This window comes from uncultured Nitratireductor sp., assembly GCF_913053745.1.
Taxonomy (GTDB): Bacteria; Pseudomonadota; Alphaproteobacteria; order Rhizobiales; family Rhizobiaceae; genus Nitratireductor.
This window is the reverse complement of the sequence record NZ_CAJXGF010000038.1, coordinates 13,226-31,430: the sequence shown is the minus strand read 5'-3', so window position 1 is coordinate 31,430 and position 18,205 is coordinate 13,226. Positions and strand designations below refer to the sequence as shown.

Genomic DNA, 18,205 nt, shown 5'->3' with positions numbered 1-18,205 from the left:
CCCGCCTTGCCAAGGTGAAGGCTCTCGCGTTCCTGAGCCAGGGTGAACGCCGTCAGACGGAGATCGCCAAACAACTCTATGGTGAGAACTCGGCAGTATATGGCATCGTCTCGAAGGCGAGTGTCGTTGCCGGGTCCAGTGCAGACGGCAATTGGGCATCTGATCTTGTGGGTGACGAAACCTCGGTTTATGCCGATTTTGTCGAGTTCCTTCGCCCAATGACCATCGTGGGCAAGTTCGGACAGAACAGCATCCCGTCTTTGCGCACGGTGCCGTTCCGCACGCCCCTGATCGGCCAGACCGGCGGCGGTCAGGCTTATTGGGTGGGTGAAGGCAAGCCCAAGCCGCTCACGGCATTCGACTTCAACCGCAACACTCTCGACGAGCTGAAGGTCGCCACCATCAGCGTTGTGACGGAAGAGTTGCTGCGCAAGTCGAGCCCTGCGGCAGACGTACTGCTGCGCGATGCTCTTGCGGGCGCGGTTGCTGAGCGTGTGGATACCGATTTCATCGATCCTTCGAAGTCGGCTTCTGCAGGCGTCTCTCCTGCTTCCATCACCAATGGCGTCAGCGCGATCACTTCAAGCGGCAATGACGCGGATGCGATCCGTGAAGACGTACGCGCTCTGATGGCAACCTTCGTGGCAGCGAAGAACCCGCCGACTGCCGGTGTGTGGATCATGTCTTCGGCAACGGCACTTGCCTTGTCGCTCATGGTCAATCCGCTCGGTCAGCCGGAATTCCCAGGCATCAACATGAACGGCGGCACCTTCATGGGCCTGCCGGTCATTGTCTCGGAATACTTCGCACCGGTCTCGGCAGGCGGCTATGTCGCTCTGGTCAACGCTTCCGACATCTACTTCGCTGACGAGGGCGGCGTCATGATCGACGTTTCCCGCGAAGCTTCGCTTCAGATGCTGGACAATCCGACCAACGACACGGTTACGCCGACCGCTACCTCCATGGTCTCCATGTGGCAGACCAACAGCGTGGCATTCCGTGCCGAACGCATCCTGAACTGGTCCAAGCGCCGTGCTTCGGCTGTGGCCCTTCTGGATGAGGTCAACTGGGGCTTGCCGGCGGCTTCCGCCTAAGCAGACCTGAATGACATTGCCGGCCGCGGGCAACTGCGGCCGGTTCCCTTCCTCTCTCGGGAGATGCCCGATGAAATCCAACTATCTGACGCGCGCCATGAACGCCCGCGATCCGCGCTATGCAAAGATCGCTGAAAAGCTTGGTTATGGCCGCCGCGACGTGCAGGTGAAGCCGCGCAAGCCGGTCGATGACATGAAGGTGTTGCGTGCGCGCTATGCCGAAGTCGTGGGCAAGAAGCCCTATCACGGTTGGGACGCGGACACGCTGCGCACCAAGATCGCGGAAGCGAAGGGCTGAGCCTATGCGCGTTCTCGGCATGCCGGTCCCCTTTACGGGCGAGGCCAAGAAAGACCTGTCACCAGTAAACCCGAACCGGGGTGGCTGGTTTCGGATCCTCGAAAGCTTCTCCGGCGCCTGGCAGAACAATGTCGAGGTGGACTTCAACTCGGTCCTGTCGTTCCACGCAGATTTTGCATGCCGCACGCTGATCGCTTCCGATATCTCGAAGCTTCGGGTGAAGCTCGTCAAGAAAGACGATGACGGCATCTGGACGGAAGTTAGCAGCCCGGCCTATTCGCCGGTTCTGCGCAAGCCGAACCACTTCCAGAACCGCATCCAGTTCTTTGAGACGTGGGTTCTGTCGAAGCTCCAGCGCGGCAACACGTACATTCTGAAGCAGCGGGATAATGGTGGCAGTGTCCGCCGGCTGTTCGTTCTGGACCCGCTTCGCGTAAAGCCACTGGTGGCCGATGACGGGTCCGTGTTCTACGAGCTAAACACCGATGAGTTGAGCGGCTTGCCGGAGCGCGTGATTGTGCCAGCGCGCGAGATCATTCACGACCGCTTCAACTGCATGTTTCATCCTCTGGTCGGCATGTCTCCGATCTATGCCGGTGGTCTGGCTGCGATGCAGGGGCTCGCGATCCAGAGCAATTCCACCAGGTTCTTTGAGAACGGGGCGCAGCCCGGCGGTGTTCTTGTGGCGCCCGGGTCCATCTCGGATGAAACGGCCGGTCGCCTTAAGGAATACTGGGACAACAACTTCACCGGCAAGAAAGCCGGGAAGGTGGCGGTTCTCGGCGATGGGCTGAAGTATGAGGCCATGGCGGCCAAAGCCATCGATTCCCAGCTCATCGAGCAGTTGAAGTGGTCGGCTGAAGTGGTGTGTTCCGTCTACCACGTCCCTCCGTACAAGATCGGCGTCGGGCAGATGCCCAGCTACAACAACGTGCAAGCGCTCAACACGGAGTATTACTCTCAGTGTCTCCAGAAACTCATTGAAGATATTGAGATTTGCCTTGACGAGGGTCTGGGCATGACCGGCGAGAAGATCGGCACGGAGTTCGATCTGGACGGCTTGCTTAGGATGGACAGCGTCACTCAGATGCAGGCACTGAAGGAGGGTATCAGCGCCGGCATCATGTCACCCAATGAAGCGCGCCGCCGACTCGATCTGAAGAAAGTGGATGGCGGCGAAACGCCATACCTGCAGCAGCAGAACTATTCCCTGGCAGCTTTGGCCAAGCGAGACGCGCAGGAAGACCCATTCGGATCACCAACGCCTCCCACGCCTCCAGCAGATGACGGCGCTGCAAACGACAATGCCGAAGCCGAGGCCCGCGCCGCACTGGTCGAAATCTACAAAGGACTGCGCTGATGACGTTCGACGGGAAGGCCTTCGGCAAAGAGATCGTTGGCGTGGTCAAGGAGTATGTGCGCGATACGATTGCGCCGGTACTGGCTCGCCTCGATGCCATCGAACAGCGCCAACCCGAGAAAGGCGAGCGCGGCGATAAGGGGGACAAGGGCGATCCCGGTGCAAATGGGGCTGACGGTGAGCGCGGCCCACAGGGTGAACCCGGCGAAAAAGGCGAGCGCGGCGAAAAGGGTGAGCCCGGCGACCGGGGTCCAGAAGGTCCGCCCGGCAAGGATGGCGCGCCCGGTGTTGTTGGGGAAAAGGGTGATAAAGGCGATCCGGGCGACCCCGGCCCGGCAGGCGATCCCGGCAAGGACGGGGCCAATGGTAAAGACGGGGCCGATGGTGTGGGCTTGGCCGGGGCGGTTATCGATCGATCCGGAAATCTAGTCCTCGCACTGACAGATGGCACCACGCGGGAACTTGGTCTTGTGGTCGGGCGTGACGGTCAGAAAGGCGATCCCGGTCAAGATGGCAAGGACGGTGCGGACGGGCTCGGCTTCGATGATCTCGAAGTTGTTCACGATGGCAAGCGCACATTCACATTCCGGTTCGCAAAGGGCGAGAAGGTGACAGAGTTTCCTTTCACGCTTCCGGTCGTTCTGGATTGCGGCGTTTTCAAATCTGGCGAGACCTATGCCGCCGGCGACGGTGTCACCTGGGGCGGTTCGTTCTGGATTGCTCAGAAGGACACCACGGACAAGCCCGGAGAAGGCGACGGCTGGCGTCTCGCTGTCAAGAAGGGCAGGGACGGCAAGGACGGCATCATGAAGGCCGAGAAGCCGAAACAGCCGCTGAAGGTGGGATGATGGTCAAGCTGGTTTCCCTCGACACCGTGAAGCTTGCGCTACGCATCGGTGAGATCGAGGAAACGAGTGGGGGATGGGATATTCTCCCGCATGAGGATGACACGCTGATCGACGCCTATATCGAGGCCGCATCCGCCGCGATCATCAATTACCTGAAGGATCAGGCCGAGGTCATCTTGAACCTGGACAGCGGCGACGACGTGCCTTCAGGAACCGAAATCCCGAAGGAGATCGAAACTGCGGCAATCCTGCTCGTCGGTCACTTCTATCGCGAGCCGGACGGCGACACCGAAGAAGCCTTCGACCGAGGGTATCTCCCGAAGCCGGTCACCGCCTTGCTTTATCCGCTCCGAGACCCTGCGCTTCGATGACAAAGCCTGAGTGGTGGCCCTCATGGGAGGGAGAGACGGTCGTGATCGTGGCATCCGGGCCGAGCGCAAAGAACGCCCCGCTGCATGTCGCGAAGGGAAAAGCGAAGTTCATTGCGATCAACAAGTCATGGGAGTTGGCGCCATGGGCCGACATTCTCTACGGCTGCGACTTTGCATGGTGGAGACACGTAAAAGGATGCCCGGGCTTTTCTGGTCTCAAGCTCACGGTCGACAGAGCCGCGGTGAAGGACTTCCCGGAGATCAAACAAGTGGAATGCCGGAAGCCGGATGATCGCCTGTTTCTGTCACCTCTCGGCACCGTGGGCTGGGGCGGCAACGGTGGGTTTCATGCGCTGAACCTCGCAGTGCAGTTCGGCTGTCGCAAAATCATCCTTGTCGGCTACGACATGACCACCCGCTACGGCCTTCATTGGCATGGGGCGCATACGGGCAACCTGCACAATCCGAAAGAAGCGAGCGTTGCCAGGTGGCGGCGCGCTGTCGACAACGCGAGCAAGGTGATCCATCCAATGGGTATCAAGGTGATCAACTGCAGCAAGGTATCTGCCCTGACCAGCTATCCGAAGATGGAACTGGACAAGGCCCTTGCCTCATGAGGGTCGCGCTGGTTTTGCGGTCAGGAGGTGACTTCGACGCTTCCCATATCGCCCGACTTTGCCGGCAGGTGACAGACCATCTTCCCGGCGCTCAGATTTTTTGCCTGTCGGATGTCGAGGTTCCGTGCCCCCGTATCGAGCTTCGGTATGATTGGCCGGGTTGGTGGTCCAAGATGGAATTGTTTCGCCCCGATATCGGTGGCGATCTTCTATTCATGGATCTGGATACGTCAATCGTAGGCACTCTGGAAGACATTGCGGCTGTCGACCGCCTCACGGTGCTGTCTGATTTCTACTGGCCGACGACTGGGCGCATTCAATCGTCGCTCATGTTCATTCCAGAGAATGAACGACTGGCGATTTGGGATGCATGGATCGCTGACCCTTCGCGGCACATGCGCGAATGCGTGACGCGGGAGAAGTGGGGCGACCAGGGTTTCCTTGGTCAGTTCTGGCAGGGCAGGGCGCAGCGATGGCAAGACGCGCTGCCCAGTCAGGTGGTTTCGTACAAATGCCATGTCCGCAAGAAAACGCGGTCAGACAAAGAGTTCGGTGACGGAACGTTGCCGGAGAACGCGCGTGTCGTGATCTTTCACGGCAAGCCCCGGCCTTGGGAAATCGGATGGTAATGCGCCCCTTTGAACAGCGAGCCCAGACAATTATTCGCCGGTTGCCGGCCCACGCACGGGCTGTCGAAATCGGCGTCCTGCGCGGGCAGGTATCGGAATGCGTTCTCCAGAACACAGACGCCCACCTGATCATGGTCGATAACTGGCTGCCATCCGATCAGCAGCCAGAACGCTACAAGGCGACGAAAGATCAGCACGCATTCGATGCTGCGGAGATCGTGAGTAAGCACAAGCGGGAAGCGCTCGCCCGGGTGCATCGCTTTCATGGTCGCGCGCAGATCAAGGAAATGTCTTCGGTCGAGGCGGCATCACAGGTCGAAGATTGCACGCTCGACCTGGTCTTCATCGATGCCGACCATTCCTATGAAGGCGTCCGGGAAGACATTGCGGCCTGGTTCCCGAAGGTGAAGGCCGGCGGCTGGATCGGCGGGCACGATTATCAAAACCCGGATGCGCGCTTCTGTTTCGGCGTCGACCGTGCGGTTGATGAGTGGATCGAGGAAACCGGTCGCACGCTGGAAACCGATCTGAATTTCACATGGTGGGCTCGGGTCTGATGGCAAAGCGCTCTGCGGGATCGCTCGACCGGACAATCACGGTTGAGCGCTATCAGGTCGTGGGTACGAACGACTTCAACGAGGATATCCGGGAATGGGCCGGGTTCATCACGGTCCGGGCCGCTCGCCGCGATGTGTCAGACGGTGAAAGGTTCGCGGCCGGGCAGACAGGTTCCTCGCTTCGCAGCCGGTTCGTCATCCGCGCCTCGACCAAATCGAAAACGATCTCGCCAGTTGATCGCCTGTCCTATGACGGCGGCATCTGGAACATCGAGGGTGTGAAAGAAGGCGATCAGGGCGATATGCGCGGGCGCTTCATTGAGATCACGGCGGTTCGGAGCACGAGCTAATGGCGACCGTCAAGCTCCATCTGTCCGTTGAGATGGATGCGCTTCACGACGCAATCGGCTTGCTTTCCGAAATCCATGCCAGATTGGCAACGAAGCATGGCGAGACATTTCGGAAACTCGATAGAGCCATAGAGCGATTCATCGATGATCCGACAGATGCAACCGAAATCCACTGGCTCGGTGGCGGTCGTCTTGTTGCAGCGCCGAAGGGCCGGCTCACTGAGATACTTCGCGAAGCCCGGGAACTTGGAGTGATCGACTGATGGCGACCAATGTCCGGATTGAGGGGCTCCGCGAGCTCGACAAGGCGCTGGCGGAGTTGCCCAAATCAACTGGCAAGAACGTCCTCCGGCGCACGCTGCGGGAAGCCGCAAAGCCGCTCATCAACGATGCGCAGCGTTTGGCCCCGGATCGCCCCGGCCGCCCACGGAATGATCTGCCGACCTCGATCACCATTTCCACGCGCTTGAACAAGAACCAGCGCAAGGCCACGCGCGGAACCGATAAATCGTTTGTCGAGATGTATGTCGGCCCCGACGTTTCGGTCCCGCACCCGCATGGGCACTGGCAGGAGTTCGGAACGGTTCAGCACGGCCCGCAGCCCTTCATGCGCCCAGCCTGGGACGCGAACAAGATGGAGGTGCTGGACGTGATCGGTGATCAGCTTGGTGACGAAATCATGAGAGCCGCGAAACGCCTCGCCAAGAAGCAGGCAAAGGCCGCTGCCAAGGGCAAATAGATGACCTGCCGAGTGTGTGAAATGGCCCGCGCCGCTTTGGCCCGTCTGATCGAGCGCTCACAGCTACCAACAGGACGCAAGCCGAATGATCGAAGAACGGATAACCGCGCTCCTAAGCGGCGTGGCTGATGGCAAGCGGTATTGGGTGAAGGCACCGCGCCGGGACGATGGCTCGCTCGCTGTCACGCCTCCCTATCTCGTTCTTCACCGTGTCGACGGGCTGCCGAACTATCACTTCTGCGGGCGCGGCACTGTGGAGAGCCGCGTGCAGGTGAATTGCATCGCAGAAACCTATGGGGCTGTGAAATCCCTTGCTCGCTCTGTGGTGACCGCTCTGGACATGTTCAGTGACCCGGCAGCCGGCATCTACGGTGTTTTTGTCGACGGAGAAGGGCGCGACCTCGCCGAAGACGCTCCCGGTGGCGTGAATACCTCAGACGCAGGCTCAAAGCTTTTTGGCGTGGCCGTGGATTTCCGCATCCACCACGCCGGTTGACCCGGCCCGGCCGGTCTGCCCGCAACCGCCCTTGGGCAAGGCATTCTCTGAAAAGGAAGCCGTAAAATGGCAAGCAAAGCAACCATCGGCTGGGATACGATCCTTGAGGCGTATGATGACGCCAGTTCGCCGCCCGGCTTCGTCCAACTCTGTGAGGTCTTCAACCTGTCGCCCGGTGCGCAGGAAGCGGATCGGATCGATGTCACGCACTTCTGCAGCCCGGATCGGCGCCGTGAGTACATTCCGGGCCTGATCGACAATGGCGAGGCAAGCTTCGAGGCAAACTACATCCCAGGTTCTCCGGAAGATCAGCTCATCCTCTCGCTACTGAACAGCGGCGATGTCATTCAGTGGCGCATCACATTCCCGCTCCAGCAGGGCGACACGGATCGCCATCGTGTGACCTTCGAGGCGTCGGTGACCGGTTACGAGCGCACGATCCCCGTGGATGACCGCATGACGGCCACGATCACGCTCGCGCCATCTGGCTCCGAGGTCTGGGACACGATCTCTGCGGGCAGCGTGTAATGGCGAACCCGAACCGTGGAGCCGTCGCGCTCGAAACTGAGGACAAGGTTTATTCCTTGCGCTTTTCCACCAACGCGATCTGCGAGCTCGAGGAGCATTTCGGGAAACCGATCATGCAGATCGTCAACGAGCTTGAAGATGAGAGCCGGGTGAGCATGGGAATGATCCGGTCAATCGTCTGGGCCGCGCTTCTGGAGCACGATCCAGAAATCACCCACAAGGAAGCCGGCCGGGTTCTGGATCACGCTGGTCAGCAGGTTGTGATGGAGAAGATTGGTCTTGCTCTCCAGCGCTTCTTTCCAGATGCGGGGGCTGAGAAGGGCAAGGCAAACCCTCCGAAGGCGAAAGCCGAATAGATTGGCTTTCGCTGCAACAGGACTGGGTAAGCGTCGTCGGCGGGAACGGTCAGGACTTCTGGGGCCTGTCTCTCCGCGAAATTCAAAACGTTCTCGCCGGCCACAACGAAAAGCGAAGGCGCGACGGCAATCTCATGATGTCGCAGGCGTGGCACACGGCAGCCTTCCAGCGCATCAAGAAGATGCCGAAGCTCAAGAACGTTCTCGATGAAGGCCCGAAGCGCGCAAGCCGCCACATGAGGCCCGTCCAAGTGGATGAGGTCAGGGCGTGGCTCGCGAATGCTCCGAAGATGAAGCGGCAAGGTAGGTAGACATGGCGCAAGGCGTGATTGGCAGCCTCCGGGTCAACCTCGGCATTGATACTGCTGCGTTCTCGACGGGGCTGAAGAAGGCGGAATCCGGACTTCAGAAGTTCGGAAAGATGGCAAAGACCGGACTGCTTGCTGCCGGTGCCGCCGCGACGGCTGCGGCCGGTGGCCTGGCCGTGATGGTCAAGGGTACCATCGACAGCGCCGACGAAATGGCAAAGGCCAGTCGAAGCTTCGGGGTTCCCATCGAGGAACTGTCGCGTCTCAGGTATGCGGCCGATCTTTCGGGTGTCTCGTTCAGCAATCTCGGCAACTCGCTGCGGACGCTGAACAAGAATGCCTATGACGCATCGAACGGGACAGGTGCCGCAAAGGATGCGTTTGCCGAGCTCGGCGTCAGTGTCGCGAATGCCGATGGCAGCCTGAAATCTGCCACCCAGCTAATGGGCGAAGTAGCTGACGCGCTCCAGAACGTCGATGATGAAACGCGCAAGGCGGCACTGTCGGGCAAAATCTTCGGAGAGCGGTACGGCCCGCAGCTCGCCTCGCTTTTGGCTGGCGGCTCGGAGGGGATCAACAAGCTGACCTCGGAGGCGGACCAGTTTGCACAGGTCTTCACTCAAGAGATGGGCACCAGCGCCGAGGCGTTCAACGACAATATGGCCCGCCTCACAGGGACATTCGGCGCGGTCTCGGCCAAAATCACGCAGCAACTCTTGCCGATCCTCGAAGAGTTCAGCCAGTGGCTTGTCGATAACAGCGACGGGATCGTCAAGTTCGCGGTCGATACGGCGAATATGTTTGCCGCGATGGGGCGCGGCTCAGCCGATGCTGCCCGCTGGCTTGTCGAGACGCGAGAATCCATTCGCCAGTTCGGCGAAGACCTTCGCAATTCGGCCATCCAGGCGACGCAGTTCGCTGCGGATTTGCTTGCGGCCTTCGTGGCTTTGCCCGGCCAGATGTACCAGATCGGCGTCGACATCGTTCAGGGGCTCTGGAACGGTCTCAAAGCGCAATGGGAAGCGGTCAAGAGCAGCGTCACAGGCTTCGCATCCGATGTGGCCGGTAGCTTCCGTTCGGTGCTTGGTATCCAATCTCCGTCACGGGTGGCTGATCCGACATGGATGTTTGATGCGGAAACAGTGCCTCACTGGGGAAACGAGCGGCGCACCTGGTCAGCCTGGAAGAACAGTTTACGTGGCGGACTCAATCAGTTCATCGCCTACGACATTACCCGCAACCCGCCGTTGGCCTTTCCAAATGCGTCGTCTCCAGAAGATATATCCGGAGGGTGGGACGGCACTGCAATTGTCACCGCCATTGGTCTGTCCGGAGAGCTTGGCTTGTCAGGTCTTCCTACCGGCTATCAATTCTCGGAAGGTGATCGAATTGGATTGGAAGAAGGTGGGGCACGTGGTTACTACGAGATCGTCGAAGACACTACTGCCGTGGGTACCTCAGCTACGGTTACGGTCTCACCGCACTTGCACGCCGGAATTTTCACGAACGCTGCCGTCGCGCGAATTTGGCAGCCTGTGGCGAAGTTCGTTCTCGACTGGCAATCATGGTCGGCCGAAGACACCATTGAGCCGACACCAATTTCCTTCACCGCCTATCAGCGGGTGATGTGATGGCCTACCCAACGATCGTCCAGGACCTACTTGATGAAGGCCGCATCTCAATTCGCGGTCTGATCAAGTTCCAATTCGGAACCGGAACCTATGGCTTTGCGAAATCTGATCAGCCGATTGAGTGGAACGGTCTGACCTATCAACCGGGCGGCGTCATCAAGGTATCGGACCTGCCCGGCGGCATGGGCACCACGGCGCGGCAGTTCACCATCGAGCTTGCGGAATCGCCAGATGATGGCCTGACGCCCGACGTTCTGAAGACCATAGAGCAGGAGGATTACCGCGACCGGCCCGTCACCATCTATGACGCGTTCTTTCATCCGGACACAGGATCGCTCCTGCATGTGGAGGCTCTAAAGCGCGGCTACATCGACCAGCTATCGCATGAGGAAGATCCGGAAGAGGGCTACAAGCTCATTGCCGATTGCGAGACTCGCGCGCTCGACTACACCCGCACGAATGGCCGCAAGCGTAACATGGCAGACCAGCATCGCCGTGCGCCGGGAGACGATTTTTATATCAACGCGGCAACGACCGGCCGCGAAGAAGTCTTCTGGGGCAGGGCGCGCAAGAACGCGCAGAACAACACGAAAGGCTCCCTGAAGGACTTCGTGAATGGAATCGGGAGGCTCGGTCGATGAGCGCCCGCCTTCCGGATTGGGAAAACCGTCTGAACGCGGTTATCGAAAAGCACATGGGGCTGCCGAGCGAATTCGGCGTGTCCGACTGCTACCTGATTCCGGCCGACGCTTTCGAGGCGATCACAGGCGAGAAGCTTTATTCCGGCGTCCGCTACAAGACTGAGGCTGGCGCAGGCCGCCAGTTGCGAAAACGCGGCTTCGAAACCGTCGAGGACGCTTTTCGTGCGCGCCTGCCGGAAATCGGCCGCTTAATGGCACAGCGCGGCGATCTGGGCGTCGTGGAACGCGATGGCGTCATATCCGGGGGTGTCTTTACCTCCATAGGGTTTGCGACGCGTGGCGAACGCTCCGTGGAGCTTCTTCCGGCCACCGAGGTCAAGGCGGCGTTTCGGGTCGCATAGACCGCATCCATTCAGTTCATGATCTTTCAACGCTGGCGCACCGCGCTGTGCGGAGGGTAATCCATGCCATTTTTTGCTCCAATCATCGGCGCGGTTGCCGGTGCGATTGGCGCCATCGGCTCGTTCATCACGGGACTTGGCTTTATCGGCAAGCTGGCAATCGGCATCGGTCTGAACCTTGCCGCCTCTGCGCTGATGAAGCGCGAGCAGCAGGCTCCGGAGCCGGCGGGCGTTAAGATACAGACCGAGTATGGTGCGGACGTTCCGCGCCAGGTGGCGTGCGGTCTCGTGGGCATTGCCGGGCACGAAGTCCATGTCAACACGTTCGGAAACGACAATGGCTGGCTTCAAGACGTTTATCAGCTTTCCGATTATCCCTGCACCAGCCTCGACCGCGTGGCGATCAATGGCGAGTGGGTAACGCTCGATGCGCCCGATGGAGACGGTTATCGCAAGGTCACGTCCGGCGAGTATGCGAACCTTGCCTGGATCAAGTTCCATGACGGCACGCAAACCACGGCAGATAGCGACCTGGTCGCCGATGCCAATCCTGCAGGACGCTGGGAGGCGAGTTGTATCGGCACCGGCATTGCCTATGCAATCGTCAAGGCGAAGTACGACCGCGAGAAAACGGTCGGCATGCCCGATGTGTTCTTCGAGCTGAAGGGCGCACCGCTCTATGACTGGCGCAAGGATTCAACGGTCGGCGGAACCGGCCCGCATCGATGGAACGATCTCGGCACCCACGAGTGGACCGACAACCCGATTGTCATCGAGTACAATTACCGGCGCGGGCTCTCGGTCAACAATGACCTGTTCTGTGGCATGGAGATGCAGGCGAGCGACTTGCCGCTCGACAAGTTCACCGCGGCGGCAAACGTCTGCGACGAAACAGTAGAGGGCGAGAAGCGCTATCGCTGTTCGATCATGCTCGATTGCACGGCCACGCATGGCGACAATATCCAGTCGCTCATGAAGTCGTGCGGCGGTGTGGTCATCGATGCGCCGGACGGCTCGTGGCCTATGGTCGGTGCCGCTCAACCCGTTGTGGCGACGATCACCGATGACGATCTGGTCGTTGGCGAGCCGGTGCGCTGGCAGGCCAAGCGTTCCATGTCGGAGCTGGTCAACTCGATTTCCGGGACGCATCCCGATCCGGGTCAGTTGTGGTCCATGGTGGGTTACGAATCCATTGTGCTCGACAGCGCTATTGTCGTGGATCGCCGCACCCGCGATCTGGCTCTCGACTTTCCGACTGTTATGAGCGGGCGCCAGGCCAAGCAGCTTGCATCGATCTATGCTGCCGAAAACAGGCTGGAAGCGACGGCCGAAATCACGTTGCGGCCTCGCTGGCGAGGGTTGAAGGCCGGCGACTGGATCACATGGCAGAGCGCGCGCTATGGCACGCTCACCTATCTGGTGACGGAATCGACGCTCTATTCGCTCGACAGCAAAGGGCCACGGAATGTGCGCGTGGCGCTTCAGCAACGTGATGCGTCGATCTATGACAGCGTGACGGTTCCCGTTCCGGTGGTGCCGTACCCACCCGGTAAGCCCGTCTATCTGCAGGAGGTGCAGAACCTCATGCTGGCCGGCGTAACTGCCGGGTCCGGATCAAAGCTGATGCCGGCCATTCAGGCGTCATGGGATGCGATCGACGATGTGACGGTCGTCGGCGTAGAGTTGGAGTGGTGGCCGACGGATCAGCCGGCCTCGCGCGCCAGCATGACCGTTGCGGACGATCAGAACATTGCAGTTCTCACCGAGGCCGTGGTTTCGGACACCGAATATCAGGTGCGGACGCGCTTGCTCACAAGCCCGCAGCGTCCGGTTGTCTGGTCCACACCGGAAGCCGTGACAACGCCGGATCAGCCAATCTCGGACGTGACCATAGATCCCGAGATCATCAACGAGGCGACGGATTGGCTAAACTACAACACGCGTGAAGAGATCGAGCGCGGGCTCGATAACGCCACCAAGGACATGGCCGACTTCGATCAACAATATGGCAATGTCCAGCGACTGAGACGTGAGGCGGCTGTCACAGCGGGAAACATCACGGCATCCTATCAGGAGGCCATTGTCGTTGCCGTGGGGCCGGGATCGGCGATTGCGCAGCGTATCGAGGCGCTGGAAGTTACCATCGACGAAGACATCGCCCAGGCTGTCGATCTTCTGACCGCTGAAATCACCGAGGTAGATGGACGCGTTACAGCGAATGCAAACGCGATCACGTCACTGACGGCGCAGGTGGATGACGTTGAAGCCAACGTGACGATGCGTGGCGAAGCCATGGCATCTCCGGGTGGCGGATGGGCGCGTTATGGCATCCAGGTTCGGCTTGAGTCAGGCGGGGATTGGTCTCAGGCGGCGTTCTTCATGGATGCGCAGCCGGGCATGAGCCGCGTCATCTTCAAGGCCGACGAGTTCATCGTCTCGGACGGTTCCACCGATCTGGTGCCGTTCTTCATCTCCGGGGGCGTGGCACGCATGAACGTTGCGAACATCGGAACGGTCACGTCTGGGCTTGTGCGGAGCAACGATGGCAAGATGCGGATCGAACTGGATAACAATCGAATTCTGGTAGCCGACTGATGACAGACCGGATTTTGCTAGGCGCGTTCGATGGGACGCACGTCTTACGCGCCTCCCGCCCCGGATACGATGTCAAGAACACTGGTTTGCCTACGGAACATCTCTCATTCGATAGTCGGTGGCCGGAAATTGGAAACATCCTGTCGCGAGGGACGTTTCAGATGGGCGGAAACGATCCTGCATTCAACTATTACTATGGCACCACATATGCGGACCCACCGTTGGTGATCGTGCACATGTCAGGTGCGAACAACGATCTCGACACGTGGTATCCTATCGATCAAGCGATCTGGTACGACTTCAACGTCGCTGTTTTCGTCTTTCGGGATCGATTTCAGATCAGCACAAACGCTACCAACAATGTTGGATCGTCGCAGCGAACATTCAGATATGTCGTGATGAGAAACTTCTATGGTTGATCGTGTCATATTGGGGCGGCGCGGCGGTCAGAACGGACTTTTCATCTCCAAGCCCGGCGTCGACGTGTCGTCGGCAAGCGATAGCCAATTGCTGTTTCGAACAACAGCGGGCTTTGAAACGCTGCAGATCGTGAAATCAGGAAGGGTCTATCTTACGACCGGTGAGCCCGTAACAATCAGTGTTCCGAATTTGGGATACAGACCCAAGGTCATTCTGCAATCGGACTGGAACATTGGAATTTTGACAGGTTTCGGGACCAACTCTCATATCTTCCATTGGGTCGACTATCTTTCAAATACGGAAATCCGACTGAACGTCGACAAGAACAACATCTTCGACAGTAACTATTCGCTATATGTCGTTCTGCGGGAAAACATAAATCATGGTTGACCGCGTTCTTTTGCACTCCGCCGGTCTTAAGGTGTCAAAGCCCGGGGTTGATGTGAAGACAGCGAGTGAGGCCGGTCTTATATTCAACTCCGAATGGTCGGCCATGAGCCGGCTGATTTTCGGGTCGTTCTCAGTTAACCCAAATTCCGCGAATACACGTACGATTCTGTACGGGAAGTCCTTCACTTACAGGCCGCTGGTGTTCACGGTCGTCCACCCTTACGCCGCATCAGGCGATCTCTTCGGCCCTGCAAGGCAGCATATAGGGACAGCCGGATTCTTCGCCTTTTACAGCCCGAGCCCGGCTAATCGTTACATCGTCGATGTGCGAAACGATCGGTTTGTCTTTCAAAACAACTCGAGCATGACGGAGGGAGATTGGACCTCCAATGCAATCATCCGCTATGCAGTTTGGGATCATGGATTGGGCTAATGATTGTTGAATATAATCAGGACGGCAGAATTTTCCACGTCATCAGCGATCCGGTTCCGGACACAATTGCGGCAATGCTCAACGACCGCGGCAGAACTTTTCTCGATCTGCCACCTGAGCCATTGCCAGAAGTCCAGATGCGCGACCCCGACACTGGTCACCTCGTTTTTGACGATGATGGCGAGCCTGCAATGGGCTCTCCCGGCCTGCGCTTTGCTGCGTGCGATATCTCGAAAGATTATGTCGTGGACGGTCGGGTTGTCCGGCGCCCGTCTTGCGGGTGCACTGCAAGCGTTGAGGGCAGGGTGGTTTCACTTGCCGGACTGCCGGAAGGTTCAACGCTCTCAATCTTTCTCGATCCGACGGATGTGCAGAGCGCGGTACAGGCTGAGGCGACAGGCGATCCGTTCCTGTTCGAGGTCGATGAGCCCGGACAAGTTCGCATTCACGTCACGCCGCCCTGGCCAATGCTCGATGAGGTGATCGATGTTGAAGTTGAGTAGGGTCGATCATCATCGCAACAGGGCTCTTGACTTGATAGACAAGCACTACGCGGCTCGTATCGACGCCATTCTTGGCCCCATGGCGGCGCTGCATCTCCTGAAACGTATCGTGCCGGCAGGTGATCTGGTCGCCGACAAGGATGCCATTCTTGTCCGCGCGGCTGAACAGGACGCGGAACTGGCCGCCGTGGATAAGGAGCGCCGCGACCTGAAGGCAAGCGTCCGCTCCGCAACGGCCAGCGATGAAATCAAGGCGCTGATCGCGCACCTCTAGAGCCACCACAAAACACCGGAACCCCATGACTGACCAGCAGAAAAAGCAGGTCAACCCGATGGCTGCTGCCGTCGAGGCGACCGCGCTCAACGACTATTATCGCAATCGCAATCTGATGCTTGCAGATGCGCTGGAACGTGAGCGTCAGGAAAAGGACGCCATGCAGGCGGAAATCGACCGGTTGACGAAGATCAACGGCAAGCTTCAGGACGCAGCAGCGAAGAAGGATGCCAAGAATGGCGGGTGATCTTTACGAACAAGGTTACTATTCCACCGGCACGGCCTCGGTCACGCAGGGTCAGACCGTTGTTACGGGGCAGGGCACAGCCTGGCTGCAGATTGTTCGTCCGGCCGACGATTTCGGCAAACACGTCGGCATGCCGATCCCCATCGCCTCGGTGGACAGCGACACGCAGATCACGCTGGCTTATCCGTGGCCCGGGCCGACACAGGCGGCCGAGCCCTACCGCGTGACCTTCACGCCCTATCACGTCGCCTACCGGCAGGCCTTGCAGGAGATCGGCCAGCTGCTTTCGAACGGCAACGTCTCGGCATTGGCGGGTCTGACCCTTGATGCGGGAAGCTATATCCGTGGTGCCGGCCCTGGCGCGATGGATGTAGTCGACGGCGCAAATCTGGATGCACTGCGTGGACTGATCGGGTCTGCGGACACGTTTCCGGTCTTCACCGGTGCAGGGGCGATGGCTCTTGCCGATATCAGTGATTTTGCGCCTGCGTCCGCCTTGGATGATTATGTCGAAGGTCCAGCAAGCTCTACAAACAATTATGTCGCCCTGTGGAGCGGCGAAGAAGGGAAGGCGCTCGTAGACGGTTTCCTCGTTACCAACTTTGCGCGAGACTATCTGGCAGCCGGAAACGGTCCCACCACGCGACAACGAATAGGGTCCGACGACGCGTCCAACCTGACAACCGGAACGCTGCCGAATTCGCGTGTCTCGGACTCGCTCACACCTGATAGAGCGTTTCGGCGCGGAAACATACTTGGCACTGTGTCTGAGTCTGGCGGTGTTCCAACAGGTGCATTGATCGAATATGGCGGGAACGCAAATGGCTACTTTGCGCGCTTCGCGGACGGCACGCAGATATGCTGGCATCTAACTGCCGGATCATTGGACACCAACAGTTCTTCCGGGTCGATCTATAACAGCTCTTCCCCGTCAACCTGGGTATATCCAGCCGCTTTTGCCGTCACGCCCACGGCGGCAGCGGGACAAGCTTCAACAAGCTCCGCCAGATGGGTCACTATTAGAAACATCAACAGCACTGAATGCACATTGAATGCATTTGGAACATCTCAATCGGCCGTGAATCTCAATTACTGCGCAATTGCCATAGGAAGGTGGTGGAGCTAATGCGAATTTCTTTCTCCCCGCAGCGCCGCGACACCACGCTGGAACTCTCCAGGGCGGGCGACGTGCTGACCATCAATGGCGATCCGTTCGATTTCTCGGGCGTGCCGGAGGGCGCGTCGCTTCCTCAAGAAGCGATTGCCGGCAATTGGTTCGTAGGCCCCGTGGAACGGGTGGCTGGACAACTGCGGATGACGCTGGTTCTCCCTCATGGTCCGAACCCGTCGCCAGCCGTGGCCTTTCCAGAGGCACTTAACGTTACATCTGACGGGGCCATAGATGTTCCGTTCGACCCGCCGCCTCCCGAACCCGAACCCGAGATCGAACCCGAGACGCCGGAGGACGACGAATGAACGTTGATCTTTCAATGCTCATTACAGCCGAGCAGAAAGCCGCCGAGGCACTGGCACGCAGTCGATCAATGGTGAACGCGGAGCGGGACAGGCGCATCTCGGCCGGCCGCGTGTTTTCGGTGGCGGGCTATGGTGATGTGCCGCTGACCGGCCGCGACCGCGACCAAGTGGCACTTATGGGATTGCTCGTGAAGGCACAATCACTATTGGCCGATGGTGTGTCGGATCCGGTTCTGACCGTGCGGGACGCCGAAAACGTGAACCACATACTGACACCGGCCCAGATGATCGAACTGGTAACCGAGGGCATGACGTGGATGGAGGCGGTCATGGCGGTCTCGTGGGCCATGAAGGACGAAGAAGCGCCGTTCGAGGCCGGGATACCTGAAGACCTGGCAGACGATCAATGGTGGCCGTAGTCGCATCTGGTTTCGATTAGGCTAATCGTCATCATCAATCAATTGTAATCGCTGCGACAACCAATGGCGCAGCGATACCAGCCGCAATCACTGCAAGCGAGAAACCGCAAACTAGGATCAGCTCGAAGCGGGTCATCTGAGATTCGGATCGTCATCCATCGAATGGTCTTCGGGAAAGTCGTACCCGAGCCATTGCGACCGAAGGCGCTCGTAAAACATTCCAG

26 protein-coding genes are annotated in these 18,205 nt (G+C 59.0%); all 26 read left to right on the top strand.

The window, feature by feature from the left end; all coding sequences use genetic code 11:
• On the top strand, positions 1-1,094 hold a 1,094-nt coding region (locus tag QZ638_RS08610), incomplete at its 5' end, for a phage major capsid protein (protein WP_295808915.1).
• Between the two features lie 70 nt (positions 1,095-1,164).
• Positions 1,165-1,392 carry a hypothetical protein gene (locus tag QZ638_RS08605; protein ID WP_295808913.1) on the top strand — a complete coding sequence of 76 codons (228 nt, stop codon included), beginning with the start codon at positions 1,165-1,167 and terminating at the stop codon, positions 1,390-1,392.
• A gap of 4 nt (positions 1,393-1,396) precedes the next feature.
• The gene (locus QZ638_RS08600; RefSeq protein WP_295808911.1) at positions 1,397-2,752 is read left to right on the top strand and encodes a phage portal protein; all 1,356 of its coding nucleotides are present in this window, start codon (positions 1,397-1,399) and stop codon (positions 2,750-2,752) included.
• Complete coding sequence (locus QZ638_RS08595; protein WP_295808909.1) at positions 2,752-3,600, top strand: hypothetical protein; 849 nt, start codon at positions 2,752-2,754, stop codon at positions 3,598-3,600. The genes QZ638_RS08600 and QZ638_RS08595 overlap by 1 nt, the downstream gene beginning before the upstream one ends.
• Complete coding sequence (locus tag QZ638_RS08590) at positions 3,600-3,971, top strand: head-tail connector protein (protein ID WP_295808905.1); 372 nt, start codon at positions 3,600-3,602, stop codon at positions 3,969-3,971. The genes QZ638_RS08595 and QZ638_RS08590 overlap by 1 nt, the downstream gene beginning before the upstream one ends.
• 41 nt (positions 3,972-4,012) lie before the next feature.
• Positions 4,013-4,588, top strand: a complete 576-nt coding sequence (locus QZ638_RS08585; RefSeq protein ID WP_295808904.1) for a hypothetical protein — start codon at positions 4,013-4,015, stop codon at positions 4,586-4,588.
• Between the two features lie 173 nt (positions 4,589-4,761).
• Positions 4,762-5,217 carry a hypothetical protein gene (locus QZ638_RS08580; RefSeq protein ID WP_295808902.1) on the top strand — a complete coding sequence of 152 codons (456 nt, stop codon included), beginning with the start codon at positions 4,762-4,764 and terminating at the stop codon, positions 5,215-5,217.
• Complete coding sequence (locus QZ638_RS08575) at positions 5,217-5,774, top strand: class I SAM-dependent methyltransferase (RefSeq protein ID WP_295808900.1); 558 nt, start codon at positions 5,217-5,219, stop codon at positions 5,772-5,774. The genes QZ638_RS08580 and QZ638_RS08575 overlap by 1 nt, the downstream gene beginning before the upstream one ends.
• The gene (locus QZ638_RS08570; RefSeq protein ID WP_295808898.1) at positions 5,774-6,124 is read left to right on the top strand and encodes a phage head closure protein; all 351 of its coding nucleotides are present in this window, start codon (positions 5,774-5,776) and stop codon (positions 6,122-6,124) included. The genes QZ638_RS08575 and QZ638_RS08570 overlap by 1 nt, the downstream gene beginning before the upstream one ends.
• Positions 6,124-6,387, top strand: a complete 264-nt coding sequence (locus QZ638_RS08565; protein WP_295808896.1) for a hypothetical protein — start codon at positions 6,124-6,126, stop codon at positions 6,385-6,387. The genes QZ638_RS08570 and QZ638_RS08565 overlap by 1 nt, the downstream gene beginning before the upstream one ends.
• Positions 6,387-6,863 carry an HK97-gp10 family putative phage morphogenesis protein gene (locus QZ638_RS08560; RefSeq protein ID WP_295808895.1) on the top strand — a complete coding sequence of 159 codons (477 nt, stop codon included), beginning with the start codon at positions 6,387-6,389 and terminating at the stop codon, positions 6,861-6,863. The genes QZ638_RS08565 and QZ638_RS08560 overlap by 1 nt, the downstream gene beginning before the upstream one ends.
• Positions 6,864-6,948: 85 nt before the next feature.
• Positions 6,949-7,359: a DUF3168 domain-containing protein gene (locus QZ638_RS08555; RefSeq protein WP_295808893.1), complete on the top strand. Its 411-nt coding sequence runs from the start codon at positions 6,949-6,951 to the stop codon at positions 7,357-7,359.
• Positions 7,360-7,425: 66 nt separating this feature from the next.
• Positions 7,426-7,887: a phage tail tube protein gene (locus QZ638_RS08550; RefSeq protein ID WP_206546006.1), complete on the top strand. Its 462-nt coding sequence runs from the start codon at positions 7,426-7,428 to the stop codon at positions 7,885-7,887.
• Entirely contained in the window at positions 7,887-8,243 is a 357-nt protein-coding gene (locus tag QZ638_RS08545) for a hypothetical protein (protein WP_295808891.1), read from the top strand. Before QZ638_RS08550 ends, QZ638_RS08545 begins: the two co-directional genes overlap by 1 nt.
• Positions 8,244-8,556: 313 nt before the next feature.
• On the top strand, positions 8,557-10,182 hold the full coding sequence (locus tag QZ638_RS08540; RefSeq protein WP_295808889.1) for a phage tail tape measure protein: 1,626 nt from the start codon (positions 8,557-8,559) through the stop codon (positions 10,180-10,182).
• Complete coding sequence (locus QZ638_RS08535) at positions 10,182-10,823, top strand: DUF2163 domain-containing protein (RefSeq protein WP_295808887.1); 642 nt, start codon at positions 10,182-10,184, stop codon at positions 10,821-10,823. Before QZ638_RS08540 ends, QZ638_RS08535 begins: the two co-directional genes overlap by 1 nt.
• Positions 10,820-11,224 (top strand): hypothetical protein, encoded by a 405-nt coding sequence (locus QZ638_RS08530; protein WP_295808885.1) that lies wholly within the window; start codon positions 10,820-10,822, stop codon positions 11,222-11,224. The genes QZ638_RS08535 and QZ638_RS08530 overlap by 4 nt, the downstream gene beginning before the upstream one ends.
• A 63-nt stretch (positions 11,225-11,287) precedes the next feature.
• Positions 11,288-13,819: a phage tail protein gene (locus QZ638_RS08525; protein WP_295808883.1), complete on the top strand. Its 2,532-nt coding sequence runs from the start codon at positions 11,288-11,290 to the stop codon at positions 13,817-13,819.
• Between the two features lie 411 nt (positions 13,820-14,230).
• Complete coding sequence (locus QZ638_RS08520; protein ID WP_295808881.1) at positions 14,231-14,629, top strand: hypothetical protein; 399 nt, start codon at positions 14,231-14,233, stop codon at positions 14,627-14,629.
• On the top strand, positions 14,622-15,062 hold the full coding sequence (locus tag QZ638_RS08515; protein ID WP_295808879.1) for a hypothetical protein: 441 nt from the start codon (positions 14,622-14,624) through the stop codon (positions 15,060-15,062). Before QZ638_RS08520 ends, QZ638_RS08515 begins: the two co-directional genes overlap by 8 nt.
• On the top strand, positions 15,008-15,565 hold the full coding sequence (locus QZ638_RS08510; protein WP_295808877.1) for a hypothetical protein: 558 nt from the start codon (positions 15,008-15,010) through the stop codon (positions 15,563-15,565). The genes QZ638_RS08515 and QZ638_RS08510 overlap by 55 nt, the downstream gene beginning before the upstream one ends.
• On the top strand, positions 15,549-15,839 hold the full coding sequence (locus QZ638_RS08505; RefSeq protein WP_295808876.1) for a hypothetical protein: 291 nt from the start codon (positions 15,549-15,551) through the stop codon (positions 15,837-15,839). The genes QZ638_RS08510 and QZ638_RS08505 overlap by 17 nt, the downstream gene beginning before the upstream one ends.
• A gap of 25 nt (positions 15,840-15,864) precedes the next feature.
• Positions 15,865-16,086 carry a hypothetical protein gene (locus QZ638_RS08500; RefSeq protein WP_295808875.1) on the top strand — a complete coding sequence of 74 codons (222 nt, stop codon included), beginning with the start codon at positions 15,865-15,867 and terminating at the stop codon, positions 16,084-16,086.
• Positions 16,076-17,212 (top strand): hypothetical protein, encoded by a 1,137-nt coding sequence (locus QZ638_RS08495; protein ID WP_295808873.1) that lies wholly within the window; start codon positions 16,076-16,078, stop codon positions 17,210-17,212. The genes QZ638_RS08500 and QZ638_RS08495 overlap by 11 nt, the downstream gene beginning before the upstream one ends.
• The gene (locus tag QZ638_RS08490; RefSeq protein ID WP_295808871.1) at positions 17,212-17,562 is read left to right on the top strand and encodes a hypothetical protein; all 351 of its coding nucleotides are present in this window, start codon (positions 17,212-17,214) and stop codon (positions 17,560-17,562) included. The genes QZ638_RS08495 and QZ638_RS08490 overlap by 1 nt, the downstream gene beginning before the upstream one ends.
• Positions 17,559-17,981 (top strand): hypothetical protein, encoded by a 423-nt coding sequence (locus tag QZ638_RS08485; protein WP_295808869.1) that lies wholly within the window; start codon positions 17,559-17,561, stop codon positions 17,979-17,981. The genes QZ638_RS08490 and QZ638_RS08485 overlap by 4 nt, the downstream gene beginning before the upstream one ends.
• Positions 17,982-18,205 lie beyond the last annotated feature (224 nt).